This is a genomic window from Streptomyces sp. NPDC104814 (assembly GCF_055583185.1).
In genome coordinates this window covers 66346-87471 of record NZ_JBVJOL010000012.1, presented here as the reverse complement: position 1 = coordinate 87471, position 21126 = coordinate 66346, and the positions used below count along the sequence as shown (strand labels likewise).

Here is a 21126-nt window from a genome sequence, read left to right as displayed (position 1 = left end):
CCAGTCCACCCCCCAGGTCACCCCACGTCGAGCGCATTTCGCCGGGCGCGGCACCGCCCGGCGGGTGTCTCAGGTCTGCGCCATGTCCACGAAGCGCGAGTAGTGGCCCTGGAAGGCGACCGTGATCGTCGCCGTCGGGCCGTTACGGTGCTTGGCCACGATCAGGTCGGCCTCGCCGGCGCGCGGCGACTCCTTCTCGTAGGCGTCCTCGCGGTGCAGCAGGATGACCATGTCGGCATCCTGCTCGATCGAGCCGGACTCACGCAGGTCCGAGACCATCGGCTTCTTGTCGGTGCGCTGCTCGGGGCCACGGTTGAGCTGGGAGAGCGCGATCACGGGGAGCTCCAGCTCCTTGGCGAGCAGCTTGAGGTTACGGGACATGTCCGACACCTCCTGCTGACGGCTCTCGGCGCGCTTGGATCCGCCGGACTGCATCAGCTGGAGGTAGTCGATGACGACCAGCCGGAGGTCGTTGCGCTGCTTCAGACGGCGGCACTTGGCGCGGATCTCCATCATCGACAGGTTCGGGGAGTCGTCGATGTAGAGCGGAGCCGCGGACACGTCGGGCATCCGGCGCGCCAGACGCGTCCAGTCCTCGTCGGTCATCGTGCCGGAGCGCATGTGGTGCAGCGCGACACGGGCCTCCGCGGACAGCAGGCGCATCGCGATCTCGTTGCGCCCCATTTCGAGGGAGAAGATCACGCTCGGCAGGTTGTGCTTGATCGACGCGGCGCGCGCGAAGTCCAGCGCCAGGGTGGACTTACCCATGGCGGGACGGGCCGCGATGACAATCATCTGGCCGGGGTGCAGCCCGTTGGTGAGCGAGTCGAAGTCGGTGAAGCCCGTGGGCACACCGGTCATCTCGCCGCTGCGCGAGCCGATCGCCTCGATCTCGTCGAGGGCACCCTCCATGATGTCGCCGAGCGGCAGGTAGTCCTCACTGGTGCGCTGCTCGGTGACGGCGTAGATCTCCGCCTGGGCTCGATTGACGATCTCGTCGACGTCGTCGTCGGCCGCGTATCCCATCTGCGTGATGCGCGTACCGGCCTCGACCAGGCGGCGCAGGACCGCGCGCTCGTGCACGATCTCCGCGTAGTACTCGGCGTTGGCCGCCGTCGGGACCGTCTGGACGAGGGTGTGCAGATACGACGCGCCGCCGACCTTGTTGATCTCACCCCGCTTGGTGAGTTCGGCGGCGATGGTGATGGGGTCGGCCGGCTCGCCCCGGGCGTAGACGTCGAGGATCGCCTGGAAGATCGTCTCGTGCGCGGGCTTGTAGAAGTCGTGGCCCTTGAGGATCTCGACGACGTCGGCGATCGCGTCCTTGGACAGCAGCATGCCGCCGAGGACCGACTGCTCGGCCTCCAGATCCTGTGGCGGCACCCGCTCGAAGGCCGAACCGGCGCCGTCCCAGGCGCCGCTGTCCCGCCCCCGGTCGTGCTGATCCTCACGCGTCCGGACCGCGTCACCGCGCCGGCGGGAAGCGGGCAGACGATCACTCGGACCGCTGTCGGCCCACGGATCGTCCAAGGGCTCGGAAATACTCACCGAGCCACCTCCTCCCGTCCGCCGAGCGGACCTCGCCGTGCCCTCTGTTCTAAGGCACGGCACTGACAAACCGAGAAGCCCGACTCCACTTGCAACGCGTCGGTTTTGTGGCGGTTCTGCACACGAGCGGACGGAGCGGGCGCCGGACCACGGTAGGCCCCGCGGGGGCGTCAGCCAATCTGGTTATCCACAGGCCATGTGGACGACGGCCCCGATGCTGTGGAGAACCCCGCGAAACCTGTGCACGACCCGGTGGACAGCGCTGTGAACAAGCTCGCTCCACCACCGAGGAAACCGCGCTGACCTGCGACTTCGACATCCACGGGCTGTGCAGAAGAAAAACTTCCCCGGTCGGCCCAAGATCACTTCGAACACTGCGCGAGAAGTCGCCCACCGAACCGGCAAGTAAGGGTCTCTAGGCAATTGCATCTCTTACCTGTGGACGATTAGATTGGTGCTCATGACACAGGCTCCCGCGACCTCCAGGGTCACCCGCCGCCGCCACGACCGCGAGATCATCGCCCTGGCCGTTCCGGCCTTCGGCGCCCTCGTCGCCGAGCCTCTCTTCGTCATGGCGGACAGCGCCATCGTCGGCCATCTCGGCACCGCCCAGCTCGCCGGACTCGGCGTCGCCTCCGCCCTGCTCACCACCGCCGTGAGCGTGTTCGTCTTCCTCGCCTACGCGACCACCGCCGCCGTCGCCCGACGCGTGGGCGCCGGTGATCTCCCGGCCGCCATCCGCCAGGGCATGGACGGTATCTGGCTGGCGGTGCTGCTCGGCGCCGCCGTCATCGCCCTCGTCCTTCCGCTGGCCCCGGCGATCGTCGACCTCTTCGGCGCGTCGTCCACCGCGGCACCGTACGCCACCACCTATCTGCGGATCTCCGCGCTCGGCATCCCCGCCATGCTCGTCGTGCTCGCCGCGACCGGGGTGCTGCGCGGGTTGCAGGACACGAAGACACCGCTCTACGTCGCCATCGGCGGCTTCGTCGCCAACGGCGTACTGAACGCGGTCCTCGTCTACGGCGCCGGTCTAGGCATCGCGGGCTCGGCGTGGGGAACCGTCATCGCGCAGTGCGGCATGGCCGTCGTCTACCTCACGGTGGTGATCCGCGGTGCCCGCCGGCACGGCGCCTCCCTGCGGCCGGACGCCGCGGGCATCCGCGCCTCAGCCCAGGCGGGCGTCCCCCTCCTGGTGCGCACGCTGTCTCTGCGCGCCATCCTGATGATCGCCACCGCCGTGGCCGCCCGCCTCGGTGACGCCGACATCGCCGCCCACCAGATCATCCTGTCGCTGTGGAGCCTGCTCGCCTTCGCCCTCGATGCCATCGCCATCGCCGGGCAAGCGATCATCGGCCGCTATCTCGGCGCGGGCGACACCGACGGCGCCCGAGCCGCCTGCCGGCGGATGGTGGAGTGGGGTATCGCGGTCGGCGTCGTCCTCGGCGTCCTGGTGGTGCTCACCCGTCCGCTCTTCCTGCCGCTGTTCACCAGCGACTCCTCGGTGACGGACACCGCGCTGCCCGCGCTGCTCATCGTGGCGCTCTCCCAGCCCGTCTCCGGCGTCGTGTTCGTCCTGGACGGGGTGCTGATGGGAGCCGGCGACGGACCCTATCTGGCCTGGGCGATGCTGGTGACACTGGCGGTCTTCGCCCCCGCCGCGCTTCTCGTCCCGACGCTGGGCGGCGGGCTGACCGCGCTGTGGGCGGCGATGACGCTGATGATGACCGTACGGCTCCTGACCCTCTGGCTGCGCGCCCGCTCGGGTCGCTGGCTGGTGACTGGCGCGACGCGCTGACCGTTTCACGTGAAACAGCGCTGCCCCAGGGCATACGGCCGCCCCGGGCACACAGCCCCAGGGCGCACGAGCCATCGGTCGTTTCACGTGAAACACCCTCCCGGGCCCCGCCTCGGAACCGGTTCCCGGCACGCGAAAGGGGCCGCACCCTCACAGGTGCGGCCCCTTTCACTGGCTCGAGCGAGCGCAGCGATCACGCGGTGATCAGCCCGCGACGACCTCGATGTTGACCTTGGCGGCAACCTCGGGGTGCAGACGCACGGACGTCTCGTGGGCGCCCAGGGTCTTGATCGGCGAACCGAGCTCGATACGGCGCTTGTCGACCTCGGGGCCACCGGAAGCCTTGATCGCGGAAGCGATGTCGGCCGGGGTGACGGAGCCGAAGAGACGGCCGGCGTCGCCGGAGCGAACGGCCAGGCGGACCTTCACACCCTCGAGCTGGGCCTTGATCTGGTTGGCCTGCTCGATGGTCTGGATCTCGTGGATCTTGCGAGCACGACGGATCTGCTCGACGTCCTTCTCGCCACCCTTGGTCCAGCGGATCGCGAAGTTCCGCGGGATCAGGTAGTTGCGAGCGTAACCGTCCTTGACGTCGACGACGTCGCCCGCGGCACCGAGGCCGGAGACCTCGTGGGTCAGGATGATCTTCATGATTCGGTCACCCTTCCCTTAGCGCGCGGTGGACGTGTAGGGCAGCAGCGCCATCTCACGGCTGTTCTTGACGGCCGTGGCGACGTCACGCTGGTGCTGCGTGCAGTTGCCGGTCACGCGGCGGGCACGGATCTTGCCGCGGTCGGAAATGAACTTCCGCAGCATGTTCGTGTCCTTGTAGTCCACGTACGTGACCTTGTCCTTGCAGAAAGCGCAGACCTTCTTCTTCGGCTTGCGCACAGGCGGCTTCGCCATGGTGTTTCTCCTGTGTGATCAAGAAGTTTGGGTACGACCCACCCTCGACCGGGACCGGTCCCGAAAGACCGGGCCCAAGGCCTAGAAGGGGGGCTCGTCCGAGTAGCCGCCACCGCCGCCGGAGCCACCGCCCCAGCCGCCGCCGCCCTGGTTGCCACCGGCGGGAGCGCCGGTGGCCCACGGGTCGTCGGCAGGAGCGCCGCCACCCTGCGGGGCGCCGCCGCCGGGGCCGCCGCCCCAGCTGCCGCCGCCCTGCTGGCCGCCACCGCCGCCGTAACCGCCCTGGCCACCGCGGCCGGCGGTCTTGGTGACCTTGGCCGTGGCGTTGCGCAGGCTGGGGCCGACCTCGTCGACGTCCAGCTCGAAGACCGTGCGCTTGACACCCTCACGGTCTTCGTACGACCGCTGCTTCAGCCGGCCCTGCACGATGACGCGCATGCCTCGCTGGAGCGACTCGGCGACGTTCTCCGCCGCCTGACGCCAGACCGAGCAGGTCAGGAAGAGGCTCTCGCCGTCCTTCCACTCATTGGTCTGACGGTCGAAGGTGCGGGGGGTGGACGCGACACGGAACTTCGCGACCGCCGCACCGGAAGGGGTGAAGCGCAGCTCGGGGTCGTCGACAAGATTGCCGATGACCGTGATGACGGTCTCGCCTGCCATGGGGGAACCTCTCGGCGGGTTTGCTGCTGGCTGCTTGTGGTGCTGCTCGGAATCCCGAGATCAGCTGAGCGGAAGGCTCAGTGGGTCTCGGGACGGAGGACCTTGGTCCGGAGGACCGACTCGTTCAGGTTCATCTGCCGGTCGAGCTCCTTGACGACCGCGGGCTCAGCCTGCAGGTCGATGACCGAGTAGATGCCCTCGGGCTTCTTCTTGATCTCGTACGCGAGACGACGACGGCCCCAGGTGTCGACCTTCTCGACCTTTCCGCCGCCGTCACGGACGACAGAGAGGAAGTTCTCGATCAGCGGGGAGACAGCGCGCTCCTCGAGATCGGGGTCGAGGATGACCATCACCTCGTAGTGACGCATGTGGAACCCACCTCCTTTGGACTCAGCGGCCACGGTCGTTCCGTGGCAGGAGGGTTGTGATGCGTACGCAACGGTATCGGCCGCCACTGACAATCGAGGTCAGTCGGCGGAATCGCCCTGGCCTGTCTCGAAGAGGCCTGGGCAGACACCGGTGCAGACGGTACAGACTACCCGCACACCGGCTTCCGGTTGAAATCAGGCCGGGGAGGCCGTCAATCTGTACACATCGGGTGTGTATGGCGCTACGATGCGCCGTCTTCCGCAGGAGGTGCCCATGGCACAGGCATTGCGACCCAAGACCCCCTCCGGCCTTTTCGCCACGGACGGAAAGACCCATCCCCTCCAGGACACGCTGCTCGTCGTGACGCTGGTCCTCGGTCTCCTGGCCTTCATCACCGGCCTGGTCGCCGACGACCTGCACCTGCTCAGCTCCTGGGCCGGTCTGGTGGGCATCCTCACCGGTGCCTACGGCCAGTGGATCTCGGTGACCACGCGTGAGCGCTTCGGCCTCATCGTGGGCCTGGGCGCATCCGGTGTCGGTTTCCTGCTCGGCATGGCGCACGGCGGCCTCTTCGGCGGCCTCTTCTGACGCCACCCGGCTCTACCTTCTTCAGCACCACGTATCTCACCCGGCCGCCGCGCGGCCGGGCGAGATGTCCCGTGCGCCCAGCAGGGGCGCTCCGCGGGCGCAGTAGGCTTCGGCACCAGAGCCGGAGCCCCTGACCCATGGGGACACACCAGCCCGAGGAGCGCCCCGAATGACCCTGACCCTGAGGACCATCAGTCGCGAGCAGCATCTGGCCTTCATCCAGACCCTGCCGGCGGCGAGTCACATGCAGGTCCCGGCATGGGCGGACGTGAAGGCGGAGTGGCGCTCCGAGAGCCTCGGCTGGTTCGACGACCGCAGCGGTGAGCTGGTCGGCGCCGGCCTGGTGCTCTACCGCCAGCTCCCGAAGATCAAGCGCTACCTGGCCTACCTGCCCGAGGGCCCGGTCATCAACTGGTTCGCGCCGAATCTGCAGGAGTGGATCGAGCCGATGCTCGCCCATCTGAAGCAGCAGGGCGCCTTCTCGGTGAAGATGGGCCCGCCGGTGGTCATCCGGCGCTGGAACGCCGACACCATCAAGAAGGGCATCCAGGACCAGGACGTCAAGCGCCTGCGTGACCTGGAGGCCGACTTCATCGAGCCGCGCGCCTTCGAGGTGGCCGACAAGCTGCGCCGTATGGGCTGGCAGCAGGGCGAGGACGGCGGCGCCGGTTTCGGTGACGTCCAGCCCCGCTACGTCTTCCAGGTGCCGCTGGCGAACCGGTCCCTGGAAGAGGTCCACAAGAACTTCAACCAGCTGTGGCGCCGCAACATCAAGAAGGCGGAGAAGGCCGGCGTCGAGGTCGTCCAGGGCGGCTACCACGACCTCGAGGAGTGGCAGCGGCTGTACGAGATCACCGCCGTGCGCGACCACTTCCGGCCGCGCCCGCTGTCGTACTTCCAGCGCATGTGGTCGTCCCTCAACAGCGAGGACCCCAACCGCATGCGGCTGTACTTCGCCCGCCACAACGGTGTGAACCTGGCGGCGGCCACGATGCTGATCGTCGGCGGTCACGTCTGGTACTCCTACGGCGCCTCCGACAACATCGGCCGCGAGGTCCGGCCGTCGAACGCGATGCAGTGGCGGATGCTGCGCGACGCCTACGCGCTCGGCGCGACCGTCTACGACCTGCGCGGCATCTCCGACTCGCTCGACGAGTCCGACCACCTCTTCGGCCTGATCCAGTTCAAGGTCGGCACCGGCGGCCAGGCCGCCGAGTACCTCGGCGAGTGGGACTTCCCGCTGAACAAGCTGCTCCACAAGGCGCTGGACATCTACATGTCGCGCCGCTGACGCCCGGTTCAGTGCTTCGATACCTCTGACAGACCCCTGCGACACCTCTGACACCCCGCAACCACGAGAAAGGTTCCAGGTCCGGCCATGGCGCTCACGCTCTACGTCGACACCGCGCGCTGGCGGGCGCACCACAAGCACGTGCAGGAGCAGTTCCCGGGGCTGGTCCCGGTCTGCAAGGGCAACGGCTACGGCTTCGGTCACGAGCGGCTGGCCGAGGAGGCCACGCGCCTGGGTGCGGACCTGCTCGCCGTCGGCACGACGTACGAGGCCGCCCGGATCAAGGACTTCTTCGGCGGCGACCTGCTGGTGCTGACCCCGTACCGGCGCGGCGAGGAGCCGGTGCCGCTGCCCGACCGGGTGGTGCGTTCGGTCTCCTCCATCGACGGCGTGTACGGCCTGGTCGGCGCCCGGGTGGTCATCGAGGTGATGTCCTCGATGAAGCGGCACGGCATCAGCGAGCAGGACCTGCCGCAGCTGCACGCCGCCATAGAGAACGTCCGTCTGGAGGGCTTCGCCATCCACCTGCCGCTGGACCGCACCGACGGCTCCGACGCCGTCGAGGAGGTCATCGGCTGGATGGACCGGCTGCGTGCGGCGCGGCTGCCGCTGCACACGATGTTCGTCAGCCACCTCAAGGCCGACGAACTCCAGCGGCTGCAGCAGCAGTTCCCGCAGACCCGGTTCCGCGCCCGGATCGGCACGCGGCTGTGGCTGGGCGACCACGAGGCCACCGAGTACCGTGGCGCGGTTCTGGACGTCACGCGCGTGTCCAAGGGCGACCGCTTCGGCTACCGCCAGCAGAAGGCGGCTTCCGACGGCTTCCTCGTCGTCGTGGCGGGCGGTACCTCGCACGGGGTGGGGCTGGAGGCCCCGAAGGCGATGCACGGCGTCATGCCGCGCGCCAAGGGCGTCGCACGCGCCGGCCTCGCCACGGTGAACCGGAACCTTTCTCCGTTCGTCTGGGACGCCAAGCAGCGCTGGTTCGCCGAGCCGCCGCACATGCAGGTGTCCATCCTGTTCGTGCCCTCCGACGCGGCCGAGCCGAAGGTCGGTGACGAGCTGGTGGCCCATCTGCGGCACACCACCACGCAGTTCGACCGGCTCGTGGACCGCTGAGCCGGCAGGGCGAACGCCGAAGGCCGTACACGGGAGCGCCCGTGTACGGCCTTTGTCATACGCCCCCGGGGGGGGTGTTCGCTCAGAGCGAACCCCCGGCCGGGTCACGGCCGTTGCCCCACTCCACCGCCGGGGCGTCGAAGTGGGCGGCGTGCCGCGGGGGATGGGCGGCGGGCCCGAGGACGAACACGTCCTCGGCGCCGTCCAGGACGCCACCGGACGGGTCGTCGTCACCGGCGCGGCGTACCACGTCCCGCTCCGGCATGAGGATGTCGCGCACGACGACGGCGCACAGGTACAGCGTCCCCAGCAGGTGCACGCCGATCGCCCAGTGGTAGCCGTCGGTCGGCAGACCCTTGTGGGCGTCTCCGCTGGTGGTGTAGGCGAGGTACATCCAGATGCCGAGGAAGTACGCCACCTCGCAGGCCTGCCAGATCAGGAAGTCCCGCCACTTGGGCCGGGCCAGCACGGCCAGCGGTACCAGCCACAGGACGTACTGCGGCGAGTAGACCTTGTTGGTGACGATGAACGCGGCGACGATCAGGAACGCCAGCTGGGCGAAGCGGGGGCGGCGCGGTGCGGTGAAGGTGAGCACGGCGATGCCCAGGCAGCACAGCAGCATCAGCGCCGTGGCGAGCGTGTTGACGGTGTCGGTGCTCAGCGGATGACTGGAGTTCTGGGCCATGATCAGCCAGAACGAGCCGAAGTCGACGCCCCGCTCCTGGCTGAACCGGTAGAACTTCGACCAGCCCTCGAAGGCGAAGAGCATCACCGGCAGGTTCACCACGAGCCAGGACACGGCCGCGCCGGCCACCGCCTGGCCGAAGTGCCGCCACTTGCCCGCGCGCCAGCACAGCACCAGCAGCGGGCCGAGCAGGAAGACCGGGTAGAGCTTGGCGGCCGTGGCCAGCCCCAGCAGGACGCCGAAGGCCACGGATCGGCCCCGGGACCACATCAGCATCGCGGCGGCCGTCAGGGCGACGGCGAGCAGGTCCCAGTTGATGGTGGCCGTCAGGACATAGGCGGGCGCCAGAGCGACGAGCAGGCCGTCCCAGGGCCGGCGGGCGTGCGTACGGGAGACGCAGACCGCGATGACGGCCGCGCAGACCATCAGCATCCCGGCGTTGACCATCCAGTACCACTGTTCCTGGTGCTGGATGCTGCCGCTGCCGGGCGTCAGCCAGGCCGCCACCTCCATGAACACGCCGGTCAGCACCGGGTACTCGAGGTAGTCCATGTCCCCGGGCAGCTTGTCGAAGTACGGCACGAGTCCGTCGGCGAAGCCGCGGCCCTGGTACAGGTGCGGAATGTCGGAGTAGCAGGCGTGGGTGTACTGCGAGCTGGCTCCGAAGAACCAGGCGCCGTTGTAGCAGGGCGCCTTCTGCACCAGCCCCAGGGCGAACATGCCGATGGCCACCAGAGCGACGATCCGGACGGGCGTCCACCAGGACGCCCCGATCAGGGCGCGCCGTCCCAGGGGGCCGCCGATCAGCTCACTGCCGGCCGCGGCGATCTTGTCGTCCCGGGTCGGCAGTACCGGGTCCGGCTCGTGCACGCTCGTCGGCGTCGATTCTGCGCTGGGCATGGGGCACATCCTGCCGTACACGGCTGGGAAAACGCCGAGGGCCGCCGCACCTGAGTCGGTGCGGCGGCCCCTGTTTCACGTGAAACGTCGGGATGTTTCACGTGAAACACCCGTGTCGGGTGGTCGGTGGCTATCCGGCCTGGCCTCCGAAGAGCCCGCCGCCCCCGCCACCGTTCTGGTTGCCCCGCGGGTTGCCGACACTGTCGGACGGCGACGGCGAGGTCGACGCGCCACCGTCCGTGCCACCGGTGTCGGTGCCACCACCGTTCGCGCCGCCGGTGGTCTGGTTACAGGTCCAGTCCCAGGGCTTGCAGGACTTGCTCACGGATGGTGACGGACTCGGAGCGCTGTTACTGGGTGACGGCGTCGGCGACGGGCTCTCCGACTCCGACTCCGACGCGGACGGTGTCGGGGTCGGCGAGGGCTGCTCGTTGACGATCTCGCCGATGGGTTCCGGTGTCGGGAACGGCACGGCCGGCTGGCCCTTCAGCGCCTCGGCCATGTAGTCGTGCCAGATCTCCGCCGGGAACGAGGCACCGTGGATCTTCTCCTGACCACCGGTGCCGAACATCTTCAGAAACGTCCGGTTCTTGTTCGACGCGTCGTCGTCGTACCGGAACATGGTGATCGCCGTGGACAGCTGCGGGGTGTAGCCCACGAACCAGGCCGACTTGTTGCCGTCGGTGGTACCGGTCTTGCCGGCCACGTCACGGCCGGGGAGCTGGGCGTTGGTACCCGTGCCCTTCTCGACCACGGTCTTCAGCACATCGGTGACGTTGTCGGCGACCTTCGCGCTGAAGGCCTGGTTGGTCTTGGTCTTGTGCTCGAAGGTCACACCGTCCTTGCTGACGACCTTGTCCACGGAGTACGGGTCGCGCTGCTGGCCGCTGGCGGCGAAGGTGGCGTAGGCGCCGGCCATGCGGATGGCGCTGGGGTCGGAGATGCCGATCGAGAAGGAGGGGTAGCTCGTACCGGCCAGGCTGCTCTCCAGCAGGCCCGCGTCGACGGCGGCCTCCTTGACCTTGTCCAGGCCGACGTCCATGCCGAGCTGCACGAACGCGGAGTTCACGGACTCCCGCATGGCTTCGCGCAGATCGATCATGTACTTGGGCTTGTCGCCGTACGACTTCTGGCCGTCATTGGTCTGCAGCCACTCCTGGCCCTTCTCGTTCGTCCAGACGTTGCCCTGGTAGTCGAGGATCTTGAGCTTGTTCTTGCCGCTGTACAGGCTCTTGGGCGAGACGATGGTGCGTTCGTCCTGCGCCTGGTCGGGGCCGAGATCGGGATTGCGCACGCCCCACTTCATGGCGGCCGCGAGCACGAACGGCTTGAAGGTCGAACCCACCTGGGCGCCGGTCGCGTCGGCGTTGTTGGTGAAGTGCTTGGTCGCGTCCTCACCGCCGTAGATCGCCTTGATGGCGCCGGTGCCCGGGTCGACGGACGCACCGCCGAACTGGACGTGGGTGTCGTACTTCGGGCGCAGCTTCGGCTTGATGTTGGCCTTCTGCACCCTCGTGACGGACGTCTCGAGCTCCTGGACCTTCTTCTTGTCGAAGGTGGTGTAGATCGACAGGCCGCCCTCGCGCAGCTTCTGCTGGTCCACGTGGGTCTCGTTGCTGTGCGTGACCAGATAGCTGTTCGCGAGGTCGACGAGGTATCCGATCTGACCGCTCAGCCGGGTGTTCGAGCGCGGGTTCTGGACCGTGGGCAGGGTCCGGTACTTGTCGCGTTCCGCGGGGCTGAGGTGGCCGTACTCCACCATCTTGTTCAGCGTGTCCTGCATCTGGCTGAGGGCACGCTTCCTGTTGGCGTCGGGGGTGGCCGCCGGGTCGATCGAGGTCGCACCGGCCGGGTCGTAGTAGGTGGCGCCCTTGAGCATCGCGGCCAGGAACGCGCACTCACCCGGCTTCAGGTCGACGGCGTCCTTGTTGAAGTAGGCCCGTGCCGCCGCCTGGATGCCGTAGGCGTTGCGCCCGTAGTAGGCGGAGTTCAGGTAGCCGGCCATGATGTCGTCCTTCTTGACGGTGGCCCCTACCTTGATCGAGACGAAGATCTCCTTGAACTTCCGCGTCAGGGTCTGCGACTGGTCGTTGAGCATCGCGTTCTTGACGTACTGCTGGGTGATGGTGGAGCCACCCTGCGTCTCACCGCCGCGTGCCATGTTCAGCACGGCTCGGGCGATGCCCTTGGGGTCGATGCCGCTGTCGGTCTCGAAGGTCTTGTTCTCCTGCGAGATCACGGCGTACTGCATCGCCTTGGGGATCTGCTGGAGGTTGATGATCTGCCGGTTGGTCTCGCCGCCCGTGGCGACCATCTGGCTCTTGTCGGACCAGTAGTAGACGTTGTTCTGCGAAGTCGCGGTCTTGGCCAGGTCCGGGACGCTCACCATGGCGTATCCGATGCCCGCGACGGCCACGATGCTTCCGAGGAAGCCGAGGAAGAGACCGGTGACGAGCTTCCAGGACGGCATCCAGCGGCGCCAGCCGTACTTGCCCGCGCGCGGGTAGTCGATGATCCGCTTCTTGCCGGGATCGACCGCCCGTCCACGGCCCCGCCCCGGACCGGCGGGTTCGGGACGGCGCCCGCCGCGGCCCGGATCGGCCGCTCGGCGCCGGCTGCCGCCCCTCTGCGCCGCTCTGCGGGCTTCGGCGCGGCCGGCGTACTGCCGGTCCTCACCTTCCGCCCCGTAGGCACCCGACCCGTATGCGTCGGACGGAGACCCTGTGGCGCCTCGCGGGGCCGCACGGCGGCCGGAGGACGCACCGGACGTACCGCGTCGGCCCGCGGCACGTCCGCCTCCCTGCGGCTGTGGCGGTTTGCGACGGTGCTCGCTCATCGAACGATTACTCCTAGGGCAGGCGCACCCGTGCGCGCCTGGAAACGGCGGCTGGTTTCCGGTCCCCCCGAAGTACGGATGTGGTCGGTTTCGCATTCACCCGTACTGCACCGAGGACGACGACGCCCTCAGGCGTCACTCGGTTCCCGGTGGTCTGCATGGCGCACAGACTACGCACCGTCAAAACACGTCGAGTCCTGAAGTTCACCCCAAATCAGGCAACTCAGTTGTGACGAATCAGTGATGTGATCCCGTTCACCGTCGCTCCTCTTGTCGCACCCGGATGGTCGTTCTATCGTCGTGATGTATCGAGTCGATACATCAGCTCGGCATAAAGACCGTCATCGGTGCCCGTCACACGGGCCGCGGCAGAGAGGAGGCGACGATGAGCCGGCGTTCCGGCATCCTCGAGTTCGCCGTCCTCGGCCTGCTCCGCGAATCCCCGATGCACGGCTATGAGCTGCGCAAACGACTCAACACGTCACTGGGTGTGTTCCGTGCGTTCAGCTATGGGACGCTCTACCCCTGCCTCAAGACGCTGGTCGCCAACGGCTGGTTGACGGAGGAGACGGGGCCGGGCACCGAGGACGCCCTGGCCGCTCCGCTCGCGGGGCGCCGCGCCAAGATCGTCTACCGGTTGACGGCGGAAGGTAAGGAGCACTTCGAGGAGCTCCTGTCGCAGACGGGGCCCGACGCGTACGAGGACGAGACCTTCGCCGCTCGCTTCGCCTTCTTCGGGCAGACCTCGCGCGACGTCCGTATGCGCGTCCTCGAAGGCCGCCGCAGCCGGCTGGAGGAGCGGCTGGAGAAGATGCGCGCCTCACTCGCGCGCACCCGGGAGCGCCTCGACGACTACACCCTCGAGCTCCAGCGCCACGGGATGGAGTCCGTGGAGCGCGAAGTGCGCTGGCTGAACGAGCTCATCGAGAGCGAGCGGGCCGGAAGGGACATGCGTTCCTCCGGGGGGGCCGCTCAGCAGGACAGGACATCTGGAGCGTCGGGCGGCCTGCCCCGTACCGGGGACGCCCCCGGGACGGATACGCCCGACGACACCGCCACGTGAGCGCCCACCTCGGGTCTCACTCGTACACACAGGGAGCAACCGGAATGGGTTCGGTTCGCGTAGCCATCGTCGGCGTGGGCAACTGCGCCGCCTCGCTGGTGCAGGGAGTCGAGTACTACAAGGACGCCGACCCGGCGTCCAAGGTGCCGGGCCTGATGCACGTCCAGTTCGGCGACTACCACGTCAAGGACGTCGAGTTCGTCGCCGCCTTCGACGTCGACGCCAAGAAGGTCGGGCTCGACCTCTCGGACGCCATCGGCGCGTCCGAGAACAACACCATCAAGATCTGCGACGTGCCCACCACCGGTGTCACCGTCCAGCGCGGTCACACCCTCGACGGTCTCGGCAAGTACTACCGCCAGACCATCGAGGAGTCGGACGCCGAGCCCGTCGACGTCGTCCAGGTCCTCAAGGACAAGCAGGTCGACGTCCTGGTCTGCTACCTGCCCGTCGGTTCCGAGGACGCGGCGAAGTTCTACGCCCAGTGCGCCATCGACGCCAAGGTCGCCTTCGTCAACGCCCTGCCGGTCTTCATCGCCGGTACCAAGGAGTGGGCGGACAAGTTCACCGAGGCCGGCGTGCCGATCGTCGGTGACGACATCAAGTCCCAGGTCGGCGCCACCATCACGCACCGCGTCATGGCGAAGCTGTTCGAGGACCGCGGTGTCATCCTGGACCGCACCATGCAGCTGAACGTCGGCGGCAACATGGACTTCAAGAACATGCTCGAGCGCGAGCGCCTGGAGTCCAAGAAGATCTCCAAGACGCAGGCCGTCACCTCCCAGATCCCCGACCGGGACCTCGGCGAGAAGAACGTCCACATCGGCCCGTCCGACTACGTCGCCTGGCTCGACGACCGCAAGTGGGCCTACGTCCGCCTCGAGGGCCGCGCCTTCGGTGACGTCCCGCTGAACCTGGAGTACAAGCTCGAGGTCTGGGACTCCCCGAACTCCGCCGGTGTCATCATCGACGCCCTGCGCGCCGCGAAGATCGCCAAGGACCGGGGTATCGGTGGCCCGATCCTGTCGGCGTCCTCGTACTTCATGAAGTCCCCGCCGGTGCAGTACTTCGACGACGTCGCCCGCGAGAACGTCGAGAAGTTCATCCGCGGCGAGGTCGAGCGCTGAACTGAGCGCCGATAGCTCCTGCCAGGGCCGGAAGGGTCCCTGGGGCACCGTGCCCCGGGGACCCTTCCGTGTGTGAGGCTGTGCCGCATGGCCGTCGTCCGTGATCTTCGCGTTCTGCTCCGCTTGCAGGACTTCCGGCGCCTGCTCGCGGTACGGCTGCTCTCCCAGGGCGCGGACGGGATCTACCAGGTCGGTCTCGCCACCTACGTCGTGTTCTCGCCGGAGAAGCAGACCTCGCCCGCGGCGATCGCTTCCGCCATGGCGATCCTGCTGTTGCCCTACTCGGTGGTCGGCCCCTTCGCCGGCGTCCTGCTGGACCGCTGGCGGCGCCGGCAGGTCCTCGTCCACGGCAACCTGCTGCGTGCCCTGATGGCAGGCGTGACGGCCACCTTGATGGTCGCTCACGTCCCCGACCGGCTCTTCTACGTCTCCGCGCTGTGCGTCACCGCCGTCAACCGGTTCGTGCTCGCGGGCCTGTCCGCCGCGCTGCCCCGCGTGGTCGACGCCGAGCGCCTGGTGATGGCCAACTCCCTCTCGCCGACCGCCGGAACGCTCGCGGCGACCGCCGGCGGCGGACTCGCCTTCGCCGTACGGCTGCTGGCCGCGGGCTCCGACGCCGCGGTGGTGGTGCTGGCCGCGGTCCTGTACCTGTGCTCCGCGCTCGCCTCGCTGCGCCTGGCCGTGGGGCTGCTGGGCCCCGACCGGGCGCTGGTGCGGCCACGGCTCGCCAGGGCGGTCAGGGGCACCGCACGCGGCCTCGCTGCCGGCGCACGTCATCTCGCCGCGCCGCAACGCCGTGAGGCGGCCTGGGCGTTGTCAGCGGTGACGCTGATGCGGTTCTGCTACGGCGCCCTGACCGTCACCGTGCTGATGCTGTGCCGGTACGCGTGGACCTCCGACGCGGACCGGGGGCTGGCTTTGCTGGGTCTGGCCCTCGGCGTCTCGGGCGCGGGCTTCTTCGCGGCGGCCGTCGTCTCCCCGTCCGCGGTGGGTCTGCTCGGGCCGGTGCGCTGGATCCTGGTCTGTGCGGCCTGCGCGGCGGTGCTGGTGCCGGTGCTGGGGCTGACGTTCGCCCAGGGTCCCGTCCTCGCCGCGGCGTTCGTGCTGGGACTGGTCACCCAGGCGGCGAAGATCGCCACGGACACGGTGGTGCAGTCCACGGTCGACGACGCCTTCCGCGGGCGGATCTTCTCCCTCTACGACGTGCTGTTCAACGTCGCGTTCGTGGGTGCGGCCGGTGTTGCCGCGCTGATGCTGCCGCCTGACGGGCGCTCGGTTCCGCTGGTGGTCACCGTGTCCCTGATCTATGGGGCGGTTGCCTTGGCTATGACCCGTTTTAGGCGCCGGTAAGTGTCACATCCGAGCCACAGAGTGAACTCGGGAAAGCAAAGTGGCCACAAGGACCCAGTAATTTACGTGGGTCTTATCTAGCGCCCTGCGCACCCACGTTCGAGGGGGACCCCCAAAGTGACCACTCCGCCGCCCCACGGCCAGAACCCGTACGCCCAGACGCCTCCCCCGCCCGTGGGTCAGCAGCCTGGTCAGCCCGGCATCCCGCCGCAGGGCGCTCCCTACGCCCCGTTCCCGAACCAGGGTGCCCCGGGCGGTCCCGGCGCCCCGGTCCCGCCGCCGGCTCCGGCCGCTCCGGCGAAGAAGGGCGGGAAGAAGGTCCTGAAGGTGATCTCCGGCATCGTCGTCGCGATCATCATCGCCCTGGTGAAGTTCGGCGGCGTCTTCGGCATCAGCTGGTTCATGAGCCGCAACGACGCGGAGTCGACGTCGGTCGGCGCCTGCATGCACAACAAGGGCACGGACACCGACGCGAAGCTCGAGGAAGTCGACTGCTCCTCGACCGACGCGCAGTACAAGGTCGTGAAGAAGTTCGAGTTCTCCAGCGACGAGAACAAGTGCCAGGGCGTCGCCCCGGTCTGGTACGTCCAGTCGGGCGGCGCGCACGACGTGGTGCTGTGCCTGGACGAGGTCAAGAAGTAAGGCAGCACGGACGCAAGGGGCGGTGTTTCACGTGAAACACCGCCCCTTCGACGTTCCCGGGGTCGTGTTTCACGTGAAACACGACCCCGTTTCCTTGGTTCAGCCCTGCGCGGACCACCAGTCCTTGAGGGCCGCCACTGCCTGCTCGTGCTCCATCGGACCGTGCTCCAGACGGAGTTCCAGCATGTGCTTGTAGGCCTGGCCGATCACCGGGCCGGGACCGACGCCCAGGATCGTCATGATCTGGTTGCCGTCGAGGTCCGGGCGGATCGCGTCCAGCTCCTCCTGCTCCTGCAACTGGGCGATGCGCTCCTCCAGGCCGTCGTAGGCGCGGGACAGCGCGGCCGCCTTGCGCTTGTTGCGGGTGGTGCAGTCGGAGCGCGTCAGCTTGTGGAGGCGGCTCAGGAGCGGGCCGGCGTCACGCACGTAACGCCGCACGGCGGAGTCCGTCCACTCGCCCGTGCCGTAGCCGTGGAAGCGCAGGTGGAGCTCGACCAGCCGGGAGACGTCCTTGACCAGCTCGTTGGAGTACTTCAGCGCCGTCAGCCGCTTCTTGGTCATCTTCGCGCCGACCACCTCGTGGTGGTGGAAGGAGACCCGGCCGTCCTTCTCGAAGCGGCGCGTCCGCGGCTTGCCGATGTCGTGCAGCAGCGCGGCCAGCCGAAGGGTCAGGTCGGGGCCGTCCTCCTCCAGGGCGATCGCCTGCTCCAGAACGATCAGCGTGTGGTCGTAGACGTCCTTGTGCCGGTGGTGCTCGTCGCTCTCCAGCCGCAGCGCCGGCAGCTCGGGCAGGACGCGCTCGGCGATCCCGCTGTCCACCAGCAGGGCCAGGCCCTTGCGCGGGTGGTCGGAGAGGATGAGCTTGTTCAGCTCGTCCCGCACCCGCTCGGCGGAGACGATCTCGATCCGCTCGGCCATCTCCGTCATCGCCGTCACGACCTCGGGCGCGACCTCGAAGTCGAGCTGGGCGGCGAAGCGCGCGGCCCGCATCATGCGCAGCGGGTCGTCGGAGAACGACGCCTCCGGGGTGCCCGGGGTGCGCAGGACACGCGCCGCCAGATCCACCAGACCGCCGTGCGGGTCGATGAACTCCTTCTCCGGCAGCGCGACGGCCATCGCGTTCACCGTGAAGTCACGGCGGACGAGGTCCTCCTCGATGGAGTCGCCGTAGGACACCTCCGGCTTGCGGGAGGTGCGGTCGTAGGCCTCGGAGCGGTAGGTGGTGATCTCGATCTGGAAGTTCCCGTCGGCGTCCCCGACGCGGGCCGACTTCTGCGCACCGACCGTGCCGAAGGCGATCCCGACCTCCCAGACGGCGTCCGCCCAGGGCCGCACGATCTTCAGGACGTCCTCGGGCCGGGCGTCGGTCGTGAAGTCCAGGTCGTTACCGAGGCGGCCCAGCAGCGCGTCCCGCACCGAGCCGCCGACCAGAGCGAGCGAGAAGCCCGCCTGCTGGAAACGGCGGGCGAGGTCGTCGGCGACGGGGGCCACCCGCAGCAGTTCGCTCACCGCGCGCTGCTGCGCCTGGCTCAGGGCAGTGGGAGTGTCTTCGTTGGCGTTCGGCACAACAGAACAGGGTACGTGCCCCGGCGGGCGGCGCAGAGAAGCGCTCCTCTATATAAGGATCCATGCTTATAGGGATCCATGTCAGGATCTGTGCCGCGGGTGCGCCGTTTGCCGTCCCGGCGCACGGACCCTGACCGATCTCTGCGCCGCTGATCTTGTGGCGCAGACCGCGGCACTTCCACTCAGCGCGCATCGTTACCATGCGTGGACGCACATTCCGACGACCACTGACGACGACGAGGGACGGGCGAGCGCGTGGCCGACGCGGCAGACATCCAGGGGACCAGTCCCTCACCTGCCCGCCGCTGGTTGCGGCGCACCGCCGCCCTGCTCATGGGAGTGCCCCTGCTGGCCGGCGTGCTGCAGCTGCCCGCCGCGCCGTCCGCACAGGCCGCACCGCATGCGGCGCCCGACGCCTCGGGCTCGCGCACGGTGTCCGTGGCTGTGGACTCGCTCACCCCCAGCGCCCTCTCCGACGGGGACACCCTGACGGTGTCCGGCACGGTGACGAACAACGGCCGGCAGGCGGTCACCGACGCCCATGTGGGGCTGCGGGTCGGTCCGGAGCTGTCCACCCGCTCCGACATCGACGCCGCCGCCGAGCGCGGCGCCTACACGCCCGGCGCCGACGGCTCGGAGATCGGCGGCACGTACCTCACGAAGTTCGCCAAGCTCACGCCCGGCGTCGCCGAGCACTTCAGCATCTCCGTACCGGTGGACAAACTGGACCTCGGCGGTGACGGCGTCTACCAGCTCGGCGTCTCGCTCTCCGGCAAGACGGCCACGCAGTCGTGGGAGCAGGTCCTGGGCATCCAGCGCACCTTCCTGCCGTGGCAGCCCGACGAGGCGGACACCAAGACCAAGACGACCGTCCTGTGGCCGCTGATGTCGTCGGTGCGGATGACGGCCGAAACGAGCCCCGGCGAGCAGCAGACGCCGGTCTTCCTCAACGACGACCTGGCCAAGGAGATCGCCCCCGGCGGCCGCCTGCAGCAGATGGTCGCGCTGGGCAAGGGCCTCGACGTCACCTGGGTGATCGATCCCGACCTGCTGTCGTCCGTGGACGCGATGGCGAGCAGCTACAAGGTGCGGAACCCGGACGGCACCACGGCCCCGGGCCGCAACCAGGCCCTCGCCAAGCAGTGGCTCGCCGAGCTGCAGCAGGCGGTGACGGGCAAGGAGGTCGTCGCCCTGCCGTTCGGGGACCCGGACCTGGCCTCCCTCGCGCACAACGGCACCGGTGTGACCGGCTCGCTCAGCCAGCTCAAGGCGGCCACGGACGTCGCGACGCTCACGGTGCAGACCGTGCTCCACGTCACGCCGAGCACCGACTTCGCCTGGCCCGTGGCCGGCGCCGTCGACCCGTCGATCGTGAAGGTCGCCACCTCAGCGGGCGCCGACAAGGTCATCGCGCGCAGCGACAGCCTGCGGGAGACCGCCGGGCTGCCGTACACGCCGTCCGCCGCCCGTCCCGTCGGCGGCGGCACCACGGCGGTCGTGGCCGACGCCCGGCTGTCCACACAGTTCCAGGGCGACCTGACGACGGCCTCGGCCTCCTCCCTCGCGGTGCAGGAGTTCCTCGCGCAGAGCCTCGCGCTGAACCAGCAGTCCGACAAGGAGCGCAGCATCGTCGTCGCGCCGCAGCGGATGCCGACCGCGAGCCAGGCACAGGCGATGGCGGAAGCCGTGGCGGCGCTGCAGGGCAGCACCTGGTCGCAGCCGCAGCAGCTCACGGCGGCCGCGAAGGCCAAGCCCGACCCGGACGCCACCACGACCATCCCGTGGGGGTCGGCGTACCCGTCGTCGCTGCGCCGGCAGGAGCTGCCGCGCTCGGCCTTCGCGCAGATCGCGACCACGCAGGACAAGCTCGACAACTTCCAGGTGATCCTCACCGACCCGTCCCGGGTCGTGACCCCCTTCGGGCGGGCCATGAACCGCGAGATGTCCACGTCGTGGCGCGGCCGGTCGGGGGAGGCACGGGCGTTCCGCCAGGGCGTGGAGGACTACCTGGACACGCTCGCCCACCAGGTGAAGCTGATCGACAAGTCCGACACCAAGCTCTCCGGGCGCAGTGCCACCATCCCGGTGTCCGTGCAGAACAACCTGCTGCAGGGCTCCGACCACCTGGTGCTGCGCCTGACCTCGACCAATCCGACCCGCCTCAAGATCAACGGCGGGGCCTTCGACGAGCAGCCGGTCAAGGTCTCCGGCGGACACAGCCAGACGGTGAAGTTCACCACGTCCGCGAACGTCAACGGCCAGACCACGGTGATCGCCCAGCTCTTCACGGAGGACGGCCGCAAGTACGGCTCCCCCGTCTACTTCGATGTGAAGGTCACCGAGATCACCGCCACGGTGATGCTGGTCATCGGTGGTGGCGTCCTACTGCTCGTCCTGGCCGGCTTCCGGATGTACACCCAGCGCAAGCGGGCCGCGGCCCGTGCCGCCGAGGACGCCGGATCGGCGCAGCAGGCCGGCGCCGCCGACGAGGCGGGCGAGACGGCCGCCGCCGCAGAGAACCCGGACGGGCCCCGGGACCGTCTCACGCAAGAGTCCGCCGCCCACCCGGGGGCGGACGGTACGCAGCCGAGTGACCCGACACCGGACACCGCAGCGGAAAACCCCGACCCGTCCGGGACGGGTGAGAGAGTGGACCGTTGAGGATGTCGTGGCCGGTG

Annotated in this window: 17 protein-coding genes; 9 read left to right on the top strand and 8 right to left on the bottom strand. The window is 68.8% G+C overall.

Annotated features, from left to right (window positions below; translation table 11 throughout):
• Positions 1-69: 69 nt before the first annotated feature.
• Positions 70-1548 carry a replicative DNA helicase gene (gene dnaB, locus ACZ64A_RS31580; RefSeq protein WP_469815261.1) on the bottom strand — a complete coding sequence of 493 codons (1479 nt, stop codon included), beginning with the start codon at positions 1546-1548 and terminating at the stop codon, positions 70-72.
• Between the two features lie 460 nt (positions 1549-2008).
• Here dnaB and ACZ64A_RS31575 point away from each other — a divergent pair, with 460 nt between their 5' ends.
• Positions 2009-3346: an MATE family efflux transporter gene (locus ACZ64A_RS31575; RefSeq protein WP_469815259.1), complete on the top strand. Its 1338-nt coding sequence runs from the start codon at positions 2009-2011 to the stop codon at positions 3344-3346.
• Between the two features lie 204 nt (positions 3347-3550).
• Here the strand turns inward: ACZ64A_RS31575 and rplI are convergent, their stop codons facing one another.
• The 4 genes from rplI to rpsF form a co-directional block, all read right to left on the bottom strand.
• Positions 3551-3997, bottom strand: coding sequence for a 50S ribosomal protein L9 (gene rplI / locus ACZ64A_RS31570; protein ID WP_361630287.1), 447 nt, complete (start codon positions 3995-3997; stop codon positions 3551-3553).
• Positions 3998-4015: 18 nt separating this feature from the next.
• Complete coding sequence (gene rpsR, locus ACZ64A_RS31565; RefSeq protein ID WP_003949403.1) at positions 4016-4252, bottom strand: 30S ribosomal protein S18; 237 nt, start codon at positions 4250-4252, stop codon at positions 4016-4018.
• A gap of 81 nt (positions 4253-4333) precedes the next feature.
• On the bottom strand, positions 4334-4912 hold the full coding sequence (locus ACZ64A_RS31560; protein WP_469815257.1) for a single-stranded DNA-binding protein: 579 nt from the start codon (positions 4910-4912) through the stop codon (positions 4334-4336).
• Positions 4913-4989: 77 nt separating this feature from the next.
• Positions 4990-5280, bottom strand: coding sequence for a 30S ribosomal protein S6 (gene rpsF / locus ACZ64A_RS31555; protein WP_014673750.1), 291 nt, complete (start codon positions 5278-5280; stop codon positions 4990-4992).
• Positions 5281-5554: 274 nt separating this feature from the next.
• On the opposite strand from rpsF, the gene ACZ64A_RS31550 reads away from it, so the two are divergent.
• From ACZ64A_RS31550 to ACZ64A_RS31540, 3 genes are all read left to right on the top strand, one after another.
• Positions 5555-5869, top strand: a complete 315-nt coding sequence (locus ACZ64A_RS31550) for a hypothetical protein (RefSeq protein ID WP_469815255.1) — start codon at positions 5555-5557, stop codon at positions 5867-5869.
• A 169-nt stretch (positions 5870-6038) separates the two neighbouring features.
• The gene (gene femX, locus ACZ64A_RS31545) at positions 6039-7160 is read left to right on the top strand and encodes a peptidoglycan bridge formation glycyltransferase FemX (protein WP_469815253.1); all 1122 of its coding nucleotides are present in this window, start codon (positions 6039-6041) and stop codon (positions 7158-7160) included.
• 87 nt (positions 7161-7247) lie between these two features.
• Positions 7248-8279, top strand: a complete 1032-nt coding sequence (locus tag ACZ64A_RS31540) for an alanine racemase (protein WP_469815251.1) — start codon at positions 7248-7250, stop codon at positions 8277-8279.
• An 82-nt stretch (positions 8280-8361) separates the two neighbouring features.
• On the opposite strand, the gene ACZ64A_RS31535 is transcribed toward ACZ64A_RS31540, so the two are convergent.
• Complete coding sequence (locus ACZ64A_RS31535; RefSeq protein ID WP_469815250.1) at positions 8362-9864, bottom strand: glycosyltransferase family 87 protein; 1503 nt, start codon at positions 9862-9864, stop codon at positions 8362-8364.
• Between the two features lie 130 nt (positions 9865-9994).
• A complete protein-coding gene (locus tag ACZ64A_RS31530; RefSeq protein WP_469815248.1) occupies positions 9995-12700 on the bottom strand; it encodes a transglycosylase domain-containing protein in 2706 nt (901 codons plus the stop codon).
• Between the two features lie 385 nt (positions 12701-13085).
• On the opposite strand from ACZ64A_RS31530, the gene ACZ64A_RS31525 reads away from it, so the two are divergent.
• The 4 genes from ACZ64A_RS31525 to ACZ64A_RS31510 all read left to right on the top strand — a co-directional run bounded on the left by ACZ64A_RS31525 (position 13086) and on the right by ACZ64A_RS31510 (position 16882).
• On the top strand, positions 13086-13763 hold the full coding sequence (locus ACZ64A_RS31525) for a PadR family transcriptional regulator (RefSeq protein ID WP_469815246.1): 678 nt from the start codon (positions 13086-13088) through the stop codon (positions 13761-13763).
• Between the two features lie 44 nt (positions 13764-13807).
• Positions 13808-14890 (top strand): inositol-3-phosphate synthase, encoded by a 1083-nt coding sequence (locus ACZ64A_RS31520; protein WP_361630263.1) that lies wholly within the window; start codon positions 13808-13810, stop codon positions 14888-14890.
• An 87-nt stretch (positions 14891-14977) separates the two neighbouring features.
• The gene (locus tag ACZ64A_RS31515; RefSeq protein WP_469815244.1) at positions 14978-16240 is read left to right on the top strand and encodes an MFS transporter; all 1263 of its coding nucleotides are present in this window, start codon (positions 14978-14980) and stop codon (positions 16238-16240) included.
• A 117-nt stretch (positions 16241-16357) separates the two neighbouring features.
• Entirely contained in the window at positions 16358-16882 is a 525-nt protein-coding gene (locus ACZ64A_RS31510; RefSeq protein WP_469815242.1) for an LppU/SCO3897 family protein, read from the top strand.
• 99 nt (positions 16883-16981) lie between these two features.
• Here the strand turns inward: ACZ64A_RS31510 and ACZ64A_RS31505 are convergent, their stop codons facing one another.
• Positions 16982-18448, bottom strand: coding sequence for a CCA tRNA nucleotidyltransferase (locus ACZ64A_RS31505; protein WP_469815240.1), 1467 nt, complete (start codon positions 18446-18448; stop codon positions 16982-16984).
• Between the two features lie 255 nt (positions 18449-18703).
• Here ACZ64A_RS31505 and ACZ64A_RS31500 point away from each other — a divergent pair, with 255 nt between their 5' ends.
• Positions 18704-21109 (top strand): DUF6049 family protein, encoded by a 2406-nt coding sequence (locus ACZ64A_RS31500; protein ID WP_469815239.1) that lies wholly within the window; start codon positions 18704-18706, stop codon positions 21107-21109.
• The last annotated feature ends 17 nt before the right edge of the window (positions 21110-21126 follow it).

Coding starts and splice junctions, on each gene's coding strand:
- ACZ64A_RS31575 (WP_469815259.1), top strand. CDS start 2,009: ATGACACAGGCTCCCGCGACCTCCAGGGTCACCCGCCGCCGCCACGAC.
- rplI (WP_361630287.1), bottom strand. CDS start 3,997: ATGAAGATCATCCTGACCCACGAGGTCTCCGGCCTCGGTGCCGCGGGC.
- rpsR (WP_003949403.1), bottom strand. CDS start 4,252: ATGGCGAAGCCGCCTGTGCGCAAGCCGAAGAAGAAGGTCTGCGCTTTC.
- ACZ64A_RS31560 (WP_469815257.1), bottom strand. CDS start 4,912: ATGGCAGGCGAGACCGTCATCACGGTCATCGGCAATCTTGTCGACGAC.
- rpsF (WP_014673750.1), bottom strand. CDS start 5,280: ATGCGTCACTACGAGGTGATGGTCATCCTCGACCCCGATCTCGAGGAG.
- ACZ64A_RS31550 (WP_469815255.1), top strand. CDS start 5,555: ATGGCACAGGCATTGCGACCCAAGACCCCCTCCGGCCTTTTCGCCACG.
- femX (WP_469815253.1), top strand. CDS start 6,039: ATGACCCTGACCCTGAGGACCATCAGTCGCGAGCAGCATCTGGCCTTC.
- ACZ64A_RS31540 (WP_469815251.1), top strand. CDS start 7,248: ATGGCGCTCACGCTCTACGTCGACACCGCGCGCTGGCGGGCGCACCAC.
- ACZ64A_RS31535 (WP_469815250.1), bottom strand. CDS start 9,864: ATGCCCAGCGCAGAATCGACGCCGACGAGCGTGCACGAGCCGGACCCG.
- ACZ64A_RS31530 (WP_469815248.1), bottom strand. CDS start 12,700: ATGAGCGAGCACCGTCGCAAACCGCCACAGCCGCAGGGAGGCGGACGT.
- ACZ64A_RS31525 (WP_469815246.1), top strand. CDS start 13,086: ATGAGCCGGCGTTCCGGCATCCTCGAGTTCGCCGTCCTCGGCCTGCTC.
- ACZ64A_RS31520 (WP_361630263.1), top strand. CDS start 13,808: ATGGGTTCGGTTCGCGTAGCCATCGTCGGCGTGGGCAACTGCGCCGCC.
- ACZ64A_RS31515 (WP_469815244.1), top strand. CDS start 14,978: ATGGCCGTCGTCCGTGATCTTCGCGTTCTGCTCCGCTTGCAGGACTTC.